At 42.4% G+C, this 15,847-nt stretch carries 16 protein-coding genes; 2 read left to right on the top strand and 14 right to left on the bottom strand.

Annotated features, from left to right (window positions below; translation table 11 throughout):
- Nucleotide 1: 1 nt before the first annotated feature.
- The 6 genes from AC6H3C_RS18555 to AC6H3C_RS18530 form a co-directional block, all read right to left on the bottom strand.
- The gene (locus AC6H3C_RS18555) at nt 2-1,165 is read right to left on the bottom strand and encodes an IS4 family transposase (RefSeq protein WP_497515873.1); all 1,164 of its coding nucleotides are present in this window, start codon (nt 1,163-1,165) and stop codon (nt 2-4) included.
- A gap of 121 nt (nt 1,166-1,286) precedes the next feature.
- Nucleotides 1,287-1,517, bottom strand: a complete 231-nt coding sequence (locus tag AC6H3C_RS18550; RefSeq protein WP_497517009.1) for a hypothetical protein — start codon at nt 1,515-1,517, stop codon at nt 1,287-1,289.
- Between the two features lie 4 nt (nt 1,518-1,521).
- A complete protein-coding gene (locus AC6H3C_RS18545) occupies nt 1,522-2,748 on the bottom strand; it encodes an ATP-dependent nuclease (RefSeq protein ID WP_497517008.1) in 1,227 nt (408 codons plus the stop codon).
- A 105-nt stretch (nt 2,749-2,853) separates the two neighbouring features.
- On the bottom strand, nt 2,854-4,101 hold the full coding sequence (locus tag AC6H3C_RS18540; protein ID WP_497517007.1) for an IS4 family transposase: 1,248 nt from the start codon (nt 4,099-4,101) through the stop codon (nt 2,854-2,856).
- 64 nt (nt 4,102-4,165) lie between these two features.
- The gene (locus AC6H3C_RS18535; protein ID WP_497517006.1) at nt 4,166-4,801 is read right to left on the bottom strand and encodes an AAA family ATPase; all 636 of its coding nucleotides are present in this window, start codon (nt 4,799-4,801) and stop codon (nt 4,166-4,168) included.
- A complete protein-coding gene (locus tag AC6H3C_RS18530) occupies nt 4,798-5,136 on the bottom strand; it encodes a helix-turn-helix domain-containing protein (protein WP_497517005.1) in 339 nt (112 codons plus the stop codon). The genes AC6H3C_RS18535 and AC6H3C_RS18530 overlap by 4 nt, the downstream gene beginning before the upstream one ends.
- Nucleotides 5,137-5,168: 32 nt before the next feature.
- On the opposite strand from AC6H3C_RS18530, the gene AC6H3C_RS18525 reads away from it, so the two are divergent.
- On the top strand, nt 5,169-5,516 hold the full coding sequence (locus AC6H3C_RS18525) for a hypothetical protein (protein ID WP_497517004.1): 348 nt from the start codon (nt 5,169-5,171) through the stop codon (nt 5,514-5,516).
- 1,111 nt (nt 5,517-6,627) lie between these two features.
- Here the strand turns inward: AC6H3C_RS18525 and AC6H3C_RS18520 are convergent.
- The 8 genes from AC6H3C_RS18520 to AC6H3C_RS18485 all read right to left on the bottom strand — a co-directional run bounded on the left by AC6H3C_RS18520 (nt 6,628) and on the right by AC6H3C_RS18485 (nt 13,600).
- On the bottom strand, nt 6,628-6,951 hold the full coding sequence (locus AC6H3C_RS18520; protein ID WP_497517003.1) for a hypothetical protein: 324 nt from the start codon (nt 6,949-6,951) through the stop codon (nt 6,628-6,630).
- Nucleotides 6,948-8,228 carry a BSAP5b family pore-forming toxin gene (locus AC6H3C_RS18515; protein WP_497517002.1) on the bottom strand — a complete coding sequence of 427 codons (1,281 nt, stop codon included), beginning with the start codon at nt 8,226-8,228 and terminating at the stop codon, nt 6,948-6,950. The genes AC6H3C_RS18520 and AC6H3C_RS18515 overlap by 4 nt, the downstream gene beginning before the upstream one ends.
- A 39-nt stretch (nt 8,229-8,267) precedes the next feature.
- On the bottom strand, nt 8,268-8,642 hold the full coding sequence (locus AC6H3C_RS18510; RefSeq protein WP_497517001.1) for an HU family DNA-binding protein: 375 nt from the start codon (nt 8,640-8,642) through the stop codon (nt 8,268-8,270).
- A gap of 302 nt (nt 8,643-8,944) precedes the next feature.
- A complete protein-coding gene (locus tag AC6H3C_RS18505; RefSeq protein WP_497517000.1) occupies nt 8,945-9,346 on the bottom strand; it encodes a DUF3244 domain-containing protein in 402 nt (133 codons plus the stop codon).
- Nucleotides 9,347-9,511: 165 nt separating this feature from the next.
- Entirely contained in the window at nt 9,512-11,287 is a 1,776-nt protein-coding gene (locus AC6H3C_RS18500) for a tetratricopeptide repeat protein (RefSeq protein ID WP_497516999.1), read from the bottom strand.
- Between the two features lie 491 nt (nt 11,288-11,778).
- Nucleotides 11,779-12,498: a tRNA threonylcarbamoyladenosine dehydratase gene (locus AC6H3C_RS18495; protein WP_497516998.1), complete on the bottom strand. Its 720-nt coding sequence runs from the start codon at nt 12,496-12,498 to the stop codon at nt 11,779-11,781.
- The gene (locus AC6H3C_RS18490) at nt 12,495-13,148 is read right to left on the bottom strand and encodes a TatD family hydrolase (RefSeq protein WP_497516997.1); all 654 of its coding nucleotides are present in this window, start codon (nt 13,146-13,148) and stop codon (nt 12,495-12,497) included. The genes AC6H3C_RS18495 and AC6H3C_RS18490 overlap by 4 nt, the downstream gene beginning before the upstream one ends.
- The gene (locus AC6H3C_RS18485; protein WP_497516996.1) at nt 13,148-13,600 is read right to left on the bottom strand and encodes a threonyl-tRNA synthetase editing domain-containing protein; all 453 of its coding nucleotides are present in this window, start codon (nt 13,598-13,600) and stop codon (nt 13,148-13,150) included. Before AC6H3C_RS18485 ends, AC6H3C_RS18490 begins: the two co-directional genes overlap by 1 nt.
- A 66-nt stretch (nt 13,601-13,666) precedes the next feature.
- Between AC6H3C_RS18485 and AC6H3C_RS18480 the strand changes: the two genes are divergently transcribed.
- A complete protein-coding gene (locus AC6H3C_RS18480; RefSeq protein WP_497516995.1) occupies nt 13,667-15,847 on the top strand; it encodes a trypsin-like peptidase domain-containing protein in 2,181 nt (726 codons plus the stop codon).

The following is a 15,847-nucleotide window of genomic DNA, read 5'->3' as shown; positions in this document are numbered from 1 at the left end:
ATTAGAAGTCCAAATGCAGTTGGCAATCGCTATCATCATAGGCCTTATTTTCCCTCGGAGCCAAGAGTTCTTGAATGGGATCCTTGACCAGCAGGGAATTACCAAGGATACGCATGACCTCCACAACAGGTCTGCCCAGTTTGAGGTCGTGTTCAATAATAGCGACAAGACAGTACGTGATGATGGCGACATGTATCTGTATGCGGACCGCATTCTCGGATTCTCCCCAAAAGGATTTGACACGGAGATGCTGCTTGATCCATTTGAAAAACAGCTCCACCTGCCATCTGTAACGGTAAAGAAGAGCAATTTCATTTGCTTTGAGGTAGAAGTTGTTGGTGTAGTAGGTGAAGGCCCTTCCAAGGTCAGGGGCATAGAATACGATGCGTCTGAGCGAAACCGGATAGTTTCCACTGTTTCGCTTTCCTGTAAACCTAACCGTTTGGTCCCGCAGGACATTGTCATCTCCTTCAAGCATGTCATCTCCTTCCGTAATTTCATAATCAGGGCGGGACTTCTCCCGTATGATGAAGAAAGCTCCGGCCAGCTCAATTGCGTAGAGTCTGGAGAGATCAAAGTAGCCTCTATCAAACACATAGCAAGCGTGCCGTTCGTATGTAAACCAGTCCATAGACTTGGTGTCATGCACATTTGCATGGCTGATTCTGTAGAAGACCGGTATTTCAGTGGCAATATCAATCTGGGTATGAATCTTGATGCCAGACTTTGTGCTCCTAAACTTTGCCCATCTAAAGACCGACATGCACAGGTCGATGGTAGTGGAATCAATGGCATAGAACCTTCCGTGGAGTTCAAACTCTTTGGTGATACGTTTGGCCTGGGCAATAGACACAATGTAAAAGGCAAACTTCTCAAAGATCCCATGGTCTCTAAGGCTGTTTGCTTTGGAAAGAACGCTTCTGTTGATGGGAACCTTTCCAAACCCGAGGTGAAAAGATCTTTTGGCATGAGCAATAGTGACATCTGTGAGTTCTCTAAGACTATGGCAGCCTATGAGCTGGCCGTACATGATAACCAGCATATGGCTCCAGTAGGATGGTGCCATTCTGACTGTCCTGTCTTTGTGTTTTATTACCAGTCGTTCGAAGTAACGTTTCGGGAGAAACTCCACAATCTGTGCGAAAACATATTTGCCAACGTTCATACTTGTTCCAATTTGTACCTGAGTACAAAGGAACAAATTTCAAAAGGGCGACAAGGTTTTGAAAAGCTAGCATGCTGTGCATAAAACAGATATGAGGCATTTTAACAAAAATTAATAGACACTAGTGACCTGTATTATATGGTACATCAATGTAAATGCACTTTACTTTCCCTGCATAAGTTGGAAGTAATGCTTTTAATGCTTTCAAGTTGTCGCCTTGTATAATCAGGTTATCGTGCAATGAAACTTTGTCGGTTAAGCTAAATTCTTTTTTAGGCACTAATTGGTGATACTTTACCGCCAAATGGTGGTTCTGCACAAAAGTTTTCCCTTTGAAATGGAGTGTTGGCATATCGTTAGTTCAGTTTAGCAATTATCGTATTGTAAAGATTTATAAATTCATCATTTGTCCCATCAAACCAAGTCATTCGCAATTCATCAAATGTTAAATTACAATAATGATGTTCAGCAACTTTGCTTCCTCCTAATTGTCCTCTAATTCCGCTGTTAGGATAATCCTTACAGAAGTTTTTAGCGTGGTCAAAATCCGTGTAAGTAATAACAGAACCAGGAACAAGCCTTTGTAAAGCTGTCGGATGGATATAGTTTTCTAAAAGTCGTTTTTGAGAAATTGCAAAGTCAGTTCCGTTGGTTAAGCCATATTCAACAAGGTTGGTTTCGTTTGGCGAAACTGCTGCTACATTGTCCTTGTCGCTATCAAGAAAAATGAAGAACGGTTTTTCAAGTTTTGTAAAAAGGTCAAGATTTACCCAATGTTTTACACCACCACAACCACCAATAGGAATAATATTTATGCTTAATTCCTCAAAAGTCTGGGGAATTAAACCGTTTTGTTTGTAAAGGTTAGCTTTATGATGCATTGCATTTACATCATCAATTCCTTCAACAAGAAACAAAAGTCGTGAAGTTGAAAATAGTGGAGTAAATGTATTGTCAGGCTTTATTCCTAAATCCTTTGCAAGTTCCTTATAATCAATTCTAGTTTGATTAACTGTGTAAACATTGGCAGGCTTAGAAATATGAATGATATTATTCCGTTTTGTATTGCCTACAATGGTTGACGAATGTGTTGATGTTATTACCTGATAACCGTTTTCGGTTAGCAAATTCAATTTATCAAACAAGCTGTCTTGTGCCGAAGGATGCAAAAATGTTTCAGGTTCTTCAAACCCAAAAATTATTTGTTGAGTAGCATTGTTTCTTTGAGTTTCTGCTAAATACTCAAAGTAAGACATCATTGTAATTCGTCTAAAACCATCGCCTCTTGAACTTAGCGGAATATTATGGCCGTTAGCCGTGCTTACAAATGAAGTCGAGATTAATTTACTCCAGTCAAATTCAACTTTTGGTTCAACTCTTTCTGTTGATTTTAAAACGTCATTGATTTTGTCGGTTACTTTTTGAAGCACACCGCCAAGCTGTGTTTTAATGGTTGCTTCCATTTCGTCAGTATCAACTTCATCTTGGATTAGCTTAAACGCCATATCCTTAAAATACTTCTGAATTGTTGCATCTGTGTCGGAAAGTGAAGTGTCGGCTTTGAAATATTGGAAAGATGGCAATATTTTTTTTCACTATTATCCGACTAACATGCAGATTTGAGATTTTTGATCTTTAATTGCATGATAATCAATTGTTATTATTTCTATTTCAAAAGTCACCCCCTGCTAAAAAGCAAGACTGGTTTGCATATTTGATATTGGTGACCCTCTTTGTTTCAAGTATTCTCGGTTAGTACTTCGAAGCAATTCAAATACATCAAGCAAACTAATCAGATGTATGCGAACTAACGAAGCCACAACTGAAAATGCTTTTTTTGTTTGGGCCATCTTTTGAATCACTGTCATTAGCAATTGTGCAATTAAGGTGCACCAAACCTGTGTGCGAATGGCATTCTCGTTTTCCCCGTAAAAGTAATGAAGCTGAAAGTTCTGTTTCATTTTTTTGAACAGCAGCTCGATGCCCCACCGTTTTTTGTATAAGAACGCTATTTCTTCGGCCGTACTATCCATGCTATTGGTGATAAACTCATAATACCGGTTCTTTTCATCCTGATAGCATACTTTTTTCAGGCGAAGGGTTTTCTTCTGCTTTGTTTGTTTTTTGCCATTTTCATCTTCAGGAGAGTACTCAATTTCTATGATTTCCTCCCGAAGTACCATTGCTTTTCCTTTCTGTTTTTGATGTTCCTGCAACACTTCAATGACCGTATAAAGGGCATTTTTCTTGATCCGGGTAACAAAAAAGACCGATTTACTTGTCCACAAGGCAAACTGATGGTAATAGTTATAGGCCCGGTCGAAAACAACCATACTGTACGAGATCAGTTCCAGTTCCTTCAAAAAGTTTTTGTCGTGTACTTTGGCTTCGGTTATTTTAATAAACCGTCCAACCGATTGTACTGCATCAATGAGCATATGAACCTTTAGCCCGCCTTTCTTTTTGCCATCGTTCTTGGGATTGCGTCCAACTCCTTTCAGAATATCACTGAATAACCGGATCGTGGTCGAATCGATCAGTAAGACTTCTTTAAAGGTGAGGCCAAAGGTTCGGCTGTCCGACAAAAAACTTTGATAATGGTGTACCAATTTAAAATAAACATCTTCAAAGAACTTGTTGTCCCGGTTGCGCATCCCATCGCAAGCGGTACTTTTGGCTGGCGCTTCTTCAAGCCCCAAATGGTTCAGCTTTCCGCCCAAAGCCCGCAGCCCTTCACATATCTCGGTCATCGAGTCGCACCGGCTAAAGATGCCAAAGAGAACCGTGATCAAATGTGTCTTTGCCTTAAAAGCTTTATAGTAATAATCAGCATTGTGCTTCTTTACTATACTGGTCAAACTGATGCCCTCTATTAAACTAATCACTTGTTTGAAAATCGGCTGTCCGACAAAATTTATTTCTGTATTTTTGCTCATGTTGAAGTTTTTTCGCAAAACAAACTTACAACATGGGGCCAAACCTTCGGGGAGTAACCCCTATTTATTTTTTTCCCCGTTCAGTAGTGATTTTTTTTATAGCATCTCCAATAGCTTTTAATTTTGTAGTTCCCGAACTAGGTATCTCTTCGTATTCGTATGTAAAGGCAACATTATTTTGCTGATTGAATTCTCTTAACTTTTCTCTTTTCTCTACATTATTGTAAGCCTCACCGTTTCCTTTTGCTGTTGCAATTGCGTTTGCTGTGCACTGAGCAATTAATTGTTGCTCCGTTTTGAAAATAAAATCGCTTGTTCCGTTGTATTTTTTTCTAACAATTGATGTTTTTGGTTTGGCAACATTTGTTTCAGTTACGTTCCAAGTTTTTTTCCATACCAAATAATTGTCTTGATTGATTAGTTCTTCTGCTTCAATTGTAGTTGGTATTTCTTCACCAAGTAAATACTGTGCATTTTGACAATCAAAGAAAAGTTCAACTGAAATCTGATTTTCTGTTGCTTGAACATTATAATCTGACCTTGAAAGATTGGTTTCATTAAGCGAAGCGTCAATTGCTTTGAGAATAGTAGATTTTCCAGCATCATTTTGTCCTACGATGCAATTGAACAAGTCGAAACATACAGTGATTGAACCGTTAATCCCTTTGTAATTAGTTATGATTGCCTTTTTTAAAATCATTTTTTGCTTTTACTTTTTTGATATTTAACTTTTTCTTCTGCAACCTGCAAGGCTTTCAATGCCATTTCTTCGTCCGCTACCTCATACACCAATTTGTCAGAAAGCCAAGAAACAAGCAATTCATTTTCTTTTACCTTAAAAAACTCGGCAAGTTTTACTACCTGTTCTCGGTTGGCATTGCGTTGTCCTCTCTCAATTTTGCTTAAAATTGCTTGGTCTATGTCAAGGAATGCCGCAACTGTCCGTAAGGGCAATTCCTTTTCTTCCCGTAGTTTTCTTATCGTTTCTCCTAAGTTGTCCATTTTGAAAAAATTTGTTTTGAATGATTTTGTCAAAATTACAATATTTAATTTAAAATGAAAGAAAAATGAACCTTCAAATTATTGAAAAGTTATCAACAAGCAGTGAGTGCGTTGGCAAGATTGCACTCTTTGGCAAAGCTTTGGTTTCAGCGTTGGCTCGTGGAGCTTTGACAATGTGTGCAATGTGGGTGGGGTTTCCTTCTTTCTTTTGCGGGTGGGAGAAAAAACAAAATAAATTTCCATCAAATTTGCACTGTCCTATCAAAGGGCTAAATTCCGCTTATAAATCATTAAATCTCTGTCAATTTTGCAGGAATCTATTGGGTTGCAGGGATTTTTTCACACTTGTTGCTAACGGTGGCGGTATGAAACGTAAGGGCTTTAATGCACTTCAGTATCTAACCGCTAAGTAGCCAAAACTACGTTTTGACACCGAATTTAAAACATTTTACAAAACCGTCAAAACTTAGTTTTGGCGGGGCTGACTAAATGCTCAAAAGTTGCGTAACCCACTGAACCCCTTATGTTTTATGACCGCGTGTGTGTGCCCTGCATAAGCAGCGCGCACACTTGTTGTAAGCTCTGGAAAAAGTTTAAAAATACAAATAAACTTTACATAGTAGCGAAATAACAAGTGTGTATTTTTCCAAAGGGTGTAAGTCCCTATACGCTGGGGTAACGCCCGGAAGTATTAGCAAGTGACAAGCTGGTTTTCCGTGAGGAATGCACTGAAGGAAGTCAAACGGCAAAATCCGGTACTGACGAACAGAAACGTGATATGAGGCATAGTTATTCGGGTAAGCAAGCACATCATTGTAACGCCCCAAGAATACCAAAAGGGTCACTATGTAGATCACGCAGGCATTGGAGGAAGGGAAAAGCTTTTACCAGGGGAGATCTCACCGTCCACGTGTTGGCTGTGGTGAGAAGTCATCCGGCAGCTGCCGGACATAGTAGCTATCGGTAACGAGCCACGAATAGAAACCGTGGAGGTCTCACCAGATAGTGAAGGACTGAACGTTGGGTTGTCTCGAATTCGATAAGGAGGTCCAAACTTCGAGTTTGCCAGCCTTATCCTAAACAAAGACAGAGGTACTATTGGTGTAAAGAGCGATAGTGTTGATACCTGATGAACCGCCGTGTACGAGACCCGTACGCACGGTGGTGTGAGAGGCGCACTCCGTCAGCTAATTACTGGCGGAGCCGTCTACTCTACTGTACATTCTCGTAGAACTCGTCTGAAAAGTTGAGACTTGTTTCATGTGGTGGTAAATTATTCTTCAGGGCCAGATGAAACCCGTCAATATTGGCGAACTGCAGGCCCGGAATTCGTGCTCCGGACCTTGCTGGTTTATTCGCTTTTTTTATGTTCTCCTCACTGGCGCAAATTTCCAATTTGTGCCGTTATACAATATTTTTTGCTTTTAGAGGCAAGGCATGGTTTGCAAAACCGTGCCAGCGGGGAGAAGGGATATCATTTAGTCGGACAATAATGATCGATATAATTTTTTTCAACTATAAAATTTAAGGCGATTGAGTTTTTATGGATATATCAGGAATAAACTCTTCTTCTTGTGTGATTTTTGTCAAAATTGAGTTTTCAAAGAGTAAGATCGATGTTAACGCATACGTGTAACTTGATACATCAACAATCTCTTTGTAGTAGAGAATTTCTATGTTTTTTTTATCCTCGGGATAAGAGTCTGTTTTAAATGGTTTCCCGAATTTTTTTATTACAGACTCTTTATTCATCCCAATACAAATTGAATTACTCGTAAATTGAGTGGTTCTATAACCTGCACATGAATACAGGGTCATTGATAGTAAACATAAAACTAAATACTTCATCTCACTCTGATTGGGCTATTAGACTTTAACATTTCTTCAGTAATTACCGTTCTGGTACGGGTTCCTAATCCACTTATTGGAAATACATCCAAAACTGCATCTGATTCTAAACAGTCGACGCCTGTCCATCGACCTTTAATGTTTATTCTTTTCCCGGAAGTAAGTCCCCGGCATACAGCTACATACTCGACATCCATGTTATATTTAAATAACGTAAGATTTAATTCTGCCCGGTGATTTGCTGGTACAATTACAGGATATGTTCTATTAATTGTGAAAGTTTTTTCTTCGCTATTCCCATAGGTGAAATCCTGACCAAAAGAGGTTGATGTTTTTATTGTTCCGGAAGCAATAAAAGGAACTTTTACCTTTACTTCAGTAGAAATACTAACATTATATGAGGTCTTTCTACTGAATGTTGAAGTTTCTTTATAAGTTTCAGATATTGTGAAACTATGACTTTGATCAATGGGGCCATTGTTTGAATATCCATCAGAAAATATAACATCCGGCAACCTTTCTAAAACAGCAGATGCGTCAACATTAAATCGAATTTCTTCAATTTGGAATGTCTCTGCAGGAACAAAAGCAAACTCTTGTCGTGGAGAATTGTTATATTTAGAAAAAGAAATTTTAGCGTCATTAACTGTGATAACGTTATAATAGATATCCCACCATCCACCAGTACCTTGCTCCGGATAATCCTGATTTTCTATAACAAATGAGTTTGAAGAATACTGTGCCTTTCGAAAATCCCATGATGCTCCAAAAAGGCTTCCACTGTCTTCTCGACTAGCATACAGTACTTTTACATTTGGCTGACTAGTATACGTCCCAATACGTATTGGAGTAGCAGTTCTTTTAGAATATATCAAATATGGTATGCCAGTTGTGGCGGGTAATATCCTGATGTAAAATTGTTGGTTTAGATTTCCGGCATAATTAGCCACTGTAAGCTCAACTCCTTTATCTGTTGCATTGAGGAACTGTTTGCTACTTGAATTGCCTTGAACTTGCAAGTAAATCGGGATACCATCTAATTGATCAATCTCTTCTTGTATATCATAAGTAGTTTTAAGAGATAGGGGTCTATTTAAAGTATCCCGATCCCCTTCGATAGGCAATATCGCATCATTTAAAAGTATTCTACTTTCTTTGTCAAATGCTTCTGACAGCTCTGCAGCAATCTCATTCGAATCAAAATATTCTTCTTTAGCAGAACAAGAAAAAAGGAAGATTGCTAAAAACACAAGTGATGAAATTCTGATCTTTTTCATATCATTTAATTTTAATAGTTGATCATAGTCAGGGCCGGTTTATTCGCTTTTTTCGAACTTAATCCGGTCAAAAGCTGCTTTGAATTCTACACTGGGGGTAAATATGACTTTCACCCCCGAAATTTTGTTGGTATTGAACTGCTCGGGTGTACCTACGCCCTCGCTGGAGAAAGAAATCCGCAGCGTACCGAATTCGCCTAAATTGATGCTTTTCCCCATGAGCAGGTACTTAGGCATGGTGTCTATGAGGTTTTCAATCGCATTCGAAACATCGCCCCTCGACAGCGAAGAGGCGCCTACGATGTCTTTGGCCAGGTCTGATTTGGTGATCTTACCTTCGTTTACAGGGCTGGCGTACCATTTTTTCTGATCCCGGTCTTGCGGGTTTGCCCGCTCAATTAGTTTGTATTTCATGGTTATTTATTTATGTCCCAGAGATTGATTATATCTGTCCATGGAACGGGTTAATGACCTGGTTTTTTCTGCGCACGTCTGCGGGAAAATCTACAGACGTACGGAGCAAAATCTGCACACGTTTGCGACCAAATCTGCGCACGTGTGCAACGAAATTTTCACACAGTGTAAGTGCTGCTTCCACACGTGCGCAGGTTTACTTCCATACTTATGAAAATTTACGCCGATACTTATGGAGATTTACTTCCGCACGTGTGAAAGTTTATGCCGATACGTGTGCAAGCCTTCCTCATGTTTTTTCATTATTCAAGGTAAAAATGCCCATACAAATAATCACCCCATTGATTGGTCAGTTCCAGGAAATAACAGCCCGGTTCAAAATCGCCCAGATCAATGGCGATGCGTCCGGTCTCAGGGGCGGGAACAGTTTGTTTAAATACCGTCTCGTCGCTTTGCGAAATGCGGATGGTCATATCCGAGCGGAGCGTTTTACTACTGATCGTTAGCAGCGACCCGGTCATATCGACCTCGATGCGGGAAGACGGATACAATGACAAACATAAAAACAAAGATTTCCCATCTTCATCCCAGTCTCCTTCTATTGGTGGTGTTTCGGGATCCATTCGTGTTTCTGGTTCTGCTAAAATATAGTGCACAGGAACCAATGAGATTAATAACGTGATGATTAATATTTTCCTCACCATGATTTTTTGGATTTTTAATATAAATATAGATCAATGGTCGCCATTAACCATGAAATTGAACTGGACATTAGCTGGACAAAATTATTTTCCTAAATGACTTACTGGCAGGTAGTTCATTGTTTTACTCAATAGCCAAAACTGGACAAAGGGTGGACAAGGGGGTAATCAGAACCTCCAAATGAAGTCATCCAGGGATTCTGTTTTTTCTAACGGATGATTTGTTTGCCGGCTGATGCGGTTGCGGATCCGCTGTTTTCGTTTGGTTACGGAAGCGGGAGAGACTGCTGTGAGATTGGCAATCATCGTGGTAGTTAAATGCAACTTGATCAGGCAACAACATTGGACATCAGATTCGGAAAGAAAAGGCATCTGCTGTTTCAACCGTAGGGTGAAATTGTTGTTCAACCGGTTGATGATGTTGATGATTGCCGGCCATTCATCCTGTTTGATCACCTTGGTGGCATGACGTAATTCTCCTAATATTTCAATGTGTTTTTCCAATTGCCCCATAAGGAACTGTTCCCGCCGGGTAAGCGCTTCATTTGTTTTCTGAAGTTTTCCGTACGAATCCAGTTTCAGCTCTTTCTCCTGTAAAATATTGGTGTAAGCCTGTACTTTTTCCTTTAGAACATCATTCGTGTATTGGAGCATGTAATTGTTTTGACGCAACAATTCAATTTCGCCGGAATCGCTGTCTGTTTTAACCTGATTACCGTATCCGTCGATCATTTCTTCCATTAGCTTTTCATTATTTCTCATGGCTTCTTCGTTTTCCTTCAATTTTGCTAAATGTCTTTGCAGTTCGTCCCTGATTTTTTGCAATAAACGTTCCTTGTTGAGCAATTTTCGCTGGGAATTGATAATCAAAGCAGAAGCTGTGCTCATTAGGATGACTATGATCAATAATGAGGTCTTGATTATATTTTCTTGTTTGATTTTCAGTACATTGTTTTCGTTGACCAGTTTTTCGTGCGTATATTTTTCCTGTATTTCTTTAATTTCTTTGCTATGGGCCAGTTGCATAATGGAATCGGCGTATTCCCGGTACAATTCGTTATAACCGATGGCTTCCTGGTAATGACCGTTCTCTTTATACAAATGATATAAGTACCAATATGCATCGCGGATAGTATATAAATTGTCGGTAATGAGAGCTTTGTTTAAATATACGATGGATGAATCACCTTTATGTAAGCTCTTATAAACTTTTCCTAAGGATAAGTACGACTGAGCAATGCTGCTTCGCCCTTCTTTTGTTTTTATATCTATGGAGTTATGTAGGAGATCGATTGCCTGTTCCGGCATACCTAACTGGATATAGGCCTGGGCGATCTCGCTTTGAGCATTGGATAGCGAACGTAAATCATTAACCTGTTCGGCCATCTTCATGGCTCCGGTATAATAATAAACCACGCTATCCCACTGACCGAAAATGCCGTATATACGCCCCAGCGAACACAAGGAACTTGAGATTCTTGAACTGTCACGAGACATCACGGCATAGTTATAGGCGTCGCGTAATTCCCGTTTGGCATCCTCTTTCAAGGCCCGCCTGTAGGCATATACCATGCCGAGGTTGGAACAGATAAGCGATGTTAACCGGTTATCATCTGTTTTTCCGGAGGCTTCTTTTGCTTTCAGATAATAACTGATTGCAGTTTCCGGCTGTTTCAGGTCTTTATACACCTGCCCCGCGTAAAAACAGGCCATTGCCTTTCTTAACTCATTACTGTGCCGCTCAAAATAGTTAACGGCAATGGTGATTAACGAATCGGAGGTATGTTTGATGTAATTCTTATCCTGCGTCTGTGTCATCAGTAAACACCAGGTGGCGTTATTCCGTTCGTCAGAAGAGGAAGGTTTTTCCATCGTTTTCAGCAGGCTAAGCGCGCTATCCGGATGTTCCCACATAACGGCCTCTGCCTGATGGAATTCGGGCATTAATGAAACTTGTTGTTTACCGCAAGATATACTAACAAAGGCAATTAAAAAATAAATGACCAGCCTGTTCATGAGGCGCTGTTATTACAACAGGGATGAAATTTTTTATGTTTGCTGTAAAATAACAGCAGAAAATTACAAATAAAAAAATATATTGACAATAATCACGACGGGGTTATTGGTCATTGGTCATTGGTCATGAAGCTTGTAGCTCGCAGCTTGTGGCTTGGAACTTGAATCCGTCTGCGCCGGAGTAAACACTTGGAACTTGCAGCTCGCGGCTTGCAGCTAAAAAGTACCTGTGTGAAAAACCGCGACTGAATACTGAACACCGATTACTGAACACTGGTCTTTGGGATCATTTTCTACCCGTATTTTGCATCGAAGAGGCTAAAAAAGCGGCATAGACACAAAATATGGGCAGAAATATATAACATCAAAGCATTGCACGTCTCATCCTTTAGATATATTCGAAATCTGTCAAGGTAGAATTAATTCTTTTCCAACAAATCCCTGATCACCACCGACGAACAGAAGCAACCAAACAGCGGGGGCATATAAGAGATGGTTCCAACGGTCGATTTTTTATTCCGGCTTTCTTCTATTTTAACCCGTTCCTTGTCCACCTCTTCGGGCGAAAACACCACGGGAATTCCTTTTCTGATCCCCAGTTTGTACAGCCGCTTGCGTAACATACGGGCCAGTTTGCAGTTAAATGATCTGGAAATGTCGCTTACCTGCACCAGCGAGGGGTCGAGTTTGCCACCGGCTCCCATGGAACTGACGATGGGCAAACCGCGCTGCACGCTGTGATAGATCAGGAAAACCTTTGGCGAGAGCGTATCAATGGCGTCAACAACATAATCGTATGCAGTTTCTTCCAGGATTTCAATCATGCGCTCATCTTTTAAATATTCGTTGACCACGCGAAGTTGAATATCGGGGTTGATGTCTTTGAAACGCCGGCCCATGATTTCGGCCTTCGATTGGCCTTCGTTGCTGATCAGCGCCGGGAGCTGGCGGTTCCGGTTGGTCATTTCCACCAGGTCGCCGTCAACAATGGTCATTTTCCCGATCCCTGCACGGCAGAGTTGTTCGGCGGCATAGGCGCCTACGCCGCCAAGCCCCACCACCAGCACATGGGCTTTTCGTAGTTTTTCTACTCCTGTTTCGCCCAACATCAGGGCGGTTCGTTCCTGCCAGTTCTTCATCGTTTTGTTATGCGCTGAAAATTTTCCCATACAACAGACTGCAGGCCGTTTGGCGACAGTCCTAGAATTGAAGCGGCAAAAATATAAATACTTTCAATATTTACCGTGCTTTCGTCGGTTTCGAAAAATAGCCGGTCTGCAGGAACCAACTGCAACGACCGGTTCAGTGGGGCGGAGTTTTTCAGCAAAGCCCCGCCAAAAGAGAAACAGAATCCGTGTTTAACGAGTTGCCGGGTGGTTTCGCTGTTCCCGGTGTAGCCATGCAAAACCCAGGGGATGCCGGTTTTTGTTGATTTCTTGAGCTGCAACAGGTCGGCATAGGTCCGCACGGCGTGTATAATCAGCGGTTTTTGCCGTTTTTCGGCAATGGCGGCTTGTCGGGTAAAATAAGTTTGCTGAACCGCGGGCGAGGTTTCGATGGAACGGTCGAGGCCGCATTCGCCGATGGCCAGTACCTGCGGGTGGGCCGATAGGCGCTCTGTTTGCAGGATTAAGTAGTCTGCGTCGTTCGCCGGAATGTCCCAGGGATGGAGGCCCACGGAATAATACTGGCCGGGCAGGGGATGAAAATCGAGTTGAACCGCATGGTTGATTAGTCCGGTTTGCTGTTCGTTTAAGGGGAAATGGGTATGTAAGTTCACCAGCTTCATTACAAATCGGCCCAGATGCGCGCCAGTGAAAAACCCGGCACATCAATTTTTAAATCGAGAAAATAGCCAAAAGGTGTTTGCGCGGTTTCAAACCCGGCATTTCGCAGGCGGTCTTCGGCCAGGTCAAACAATTCTCGGGTAAATCCGACCGACGCTTTCGACCCGGACAAATGGGCAAAAGAGTGCAGGATCACCCGTTTGGTGTTGTTTTTCCGGGCGGTCCATTTCAGGTGGTTCACCAGTTTCTTTTCGCGCGAACCGATATCTTTTTCTTCATCTTTCTCTTCGGCCTGGATAAATGCCAGGACGGCGTCTGAAAAAACAGCTCCTTCTGTTACGTTTTCGGCCGATTCCAGGTTCTTTTCAGCAGGCTGATAGCTAAATTCACGGATGTACATCACCAGGACCTTCATGCGAATACTTTCCTCAAAAATAAAAAATCTTTCGGCCAAAACAGGCTGAATTTACGGTACCGGATACTATTTTCCTTATTTTTGACTGATATGATTGTTTGATTGATGAACAGACTTTACCTGGTTGCGGTTTTTTGGGGACTTTGTTTGCATGTTCAGGCGCAATTGTCGCAGGGAGGGCTGCCTATTGAAATTAAGAAACAGAAATCTGCCGTTGCCTCCGAATATACAGAGCTTTTGGTCCCTGCTGAAGTTCTGTTAAGAAACGCGCGCGCCGAAGCCGCCGCCGACAGGTTAAAACCTTTTCGCTTTGCCCATGCCATTCCGGTTGGTTTTAGCCTTGAAAATTCAGGAAACTGGTTTGTTCAGGATCATTACCGGATCTGGCAGCTAAAAGTCCGTTCGGAGGGAGCAAAAACGCTGAATCTTGTTTTTGACAAATACCGGCTGCCGGCTGGCGCCAGGCTGTTCCTGTTTTCGGAAGCTCAGGACGATTTGCTGGGGGCATTTACTTCGAACAATAACCAGGCCGATTTGAAATTCGCAACTTCTCCCGTTTTGGGCGACAAGCTCATTGTTCAGTACGAAGAACCTTTGGATGCAGCTTTTCCCGGCGAACTGGTCATCCGGTCGGTTAATCATGATTTTGTCGGTATTAAGATATCGGGTGATGCGCGCCGTCCGTTGGGGAAAGAATCGGGCGCCTGCAATGTGAATATCAACTGCGACTACCTGGAGGCATACCGGCAGGCGGGCAACAGTGTTTGCCGGTTGATGGTTAACGGTGAAGATTTATGTTCGGGGACCCTGATGAATAACACGAACCGGGACGGGACGCCATACATTTATACCGCCGCCCACTGTGTGCCGGATGCTGTGGCGGCTTCTTTGTCGGTATTTTTGTTTAACTACGAATCGCCTTATTGCGGGAATATTGACGGAGAGATTAATCACTCGATCAGCGGCAGTCTCTTCCGGGCGGGTTCGGATAGTCTCGATTTTAGCCTGCTCGAATTGAGTACGCCGCCTCCGGCTTCATTTCGCCCGTATTACGCAGGCTGGAGCAAAGAGGCCGTGGCTCCCAAATCGGCTGTTTCCATTCATCATCCCCTGGGCGATATCAAAAAAATTGCGGTCGACCGGAACCCGTCGACCATTCGCTCGTACACCTCCGCTTATGTCAAAAACAGCTTTATATTGGTGAGCAACTGGGAAGAAGGAACGACGGAAAAGGGTTCTTCGGGAGGCCCGTTGATTAACCAGGATATGCGGGTGGTGGGCTCGTTGACCGGGGGAGATGCCTCCTGCCCCAAACCGATTAACGATTTTTATTCGTGGCTGGGCAAATCGTGGGATTATTATCCTGTGGCATCGAAACAGCTAAAAGCCTGGCTCGATCCGGAAAATACGGGGGTGACTGTTCTGGATGGCCTTAACCCGTACGGCGGATCGGAGCAGTGCGGCGCGTTTACCAATTTCGGGGATGAGGATACGCACGAAAACCTGGCAATTGACGATCAACCCGACTTAAAAGGGTACTGGGGCGGAACGAATTCTTATGGATTTACGGCTTTTGCCGAACAATTCAGTTTTGAATCCGACTGCGAAATTACAGGAGTTAACCTGGGCATCGCCAAAGCTTACGTTGAAAATCCTGCATCATTTTCAACCGTTTATATCGAAGTGTACAGTGGAAATTCGACGCCGGAAGTCAGGTTGTATACCCAGGCATACCGGCTGCGCGACTTTACGGAGGGCGTGATGAACTCGTTTGAATTTACCTATCCGGTCCATACCAACGGGAAGTTTTTTATTGTTTGCTCCATCGAAGAGGTGGATGCGCCCGACAGCTTTGCCCTGTACCTGGGCACGCGAAGTGAAAAGCGGAATTCATTCTTTATAAAAGATGGCGGAGAATGGTACCCTTACAACGAAAAAAGCGGGACCACCGAAGGATCATCGGTTCTGATGGAAGCTCTTTTATGTGGTATGGATACGACTTCGATTGCTCCTCCTTTAAAAAAGCTCGAAGTAAGGGCTTATCCCAATCCGGCCTATTCGGGAGAGAAACTGAATGTTTGGTTCGAAGAAACCGTTCACCCCGCGGCTGTAGAAGTTTATGATTTATCGGGCCGGCCGGTGAATGTTCCATACGAACAGACAAGTGATAACCGGATCATGTTCGACTTTAGCAGCAAGCGTTCGGGTTTGTATTTCATCACGCTCGTTGACGAGCATTCGAATCTCCGGTACCGGGTACGTATTTCGTGGTTTAACGGGATTTGA

This window comes from Gaoshiqia sp. US2, assembly GCF_059705485.1.
The sequence above is the reverse complement of the archived record's forward strand: the minus strand, read 5'-3'. Positions and strand labels throughout refer to the sequence as shown.

Coding starts and splice junctions, on each gene's coding strand:
- AC6H3C_RS18510 (WP_497517001.1), bottom strand. CDS start 8,642: ATGAAATACAAACTAATTGAGCGGGCAAACCCGCAAGACCGGGATCAG.
- AC6H3C_RS18525 (WP_497517004.1), top strand. CDS start 5,169: ATGAACCTTCAAATTATTGAAAAGTTATCAACAAGCAGTGAGTGCGTT.
- AC6H3C_RS18515 (WP_497517002.1), bottom strand. CDS start 8,228: ATGAAAAAGATCAGAATTTCATCACTTGTGTTTTTAGCAATCTTCCTT.
- AC6H3C_RS18490 (WP_497516997.1), bottom strand. CDS start 13,148: ATGAAGCTGGTGAACTTACATACCCATTTCCCCTTAAACGAACAGCAA.
- AC6H3C_RS18520 (WP_497517003.1), bottom strand. CDS start 6,951: ATGAAGTATTTAGTTTTATGTTTACTATCAATGACCCTGTATTCATGT.
- AC6H3C_RS18540 (WP_497517007.1), bottom strand. CDS start 4,101: ATGAGCAAAAATACAGAAATAAATTTTGTCGGACAGCCGATTTTCAAA.
- AC6H3C_RS18500 (WP_497516999.1), bottom strand. CDS start 11,287: ATGCCCGAATTCCATCAGGCAGAGGCCGTTATGTGGGAACATCCGGAT.
- AC6H3C_RS18495 (WP_497516998.1), bottom strand. CDS start 12,498: ATGAAGAACTGGCAGGAACGAACCGCCCTGATGTTGGGCGAAACAGGA.
- AC6H3C_RS18535 (WP_497517006.1), bottom strand. CDS start 4,801: ATGATTTTAAAAAAGGCAATCATAACTAATTACAAAGGGATTAACGGT.
- AC6H3C_RS18505 (WP_497517000.1), bottom strand. CDS start 9,346: ATGGTGAGGAAAATATTAATCATCACGTTATTAATCTCATTGGTTCCT.
- AC6H3C_RS18480 (WP_497516995.1), top strand. CDS start 13,667: ATGAACAGACTTTACCTGGTTGCGGTTTTTTGGGGACTTTGTTTGCAT.
- AC6H3C_RS18555 (WP_497515873.1), bottom strand. CDS start 1,165: ATGAACGTTGGCAAATATGTTTTCGCACAGATTGTGGAGTTTCTCCCG.
- AC6H3C_RS18550 (WP_497517009.1), bottom strand. CDS start 1,517: ATGCCAACACTCCATTTCAAAGGGAAAACTTTTGTGCAGAACCACCAT.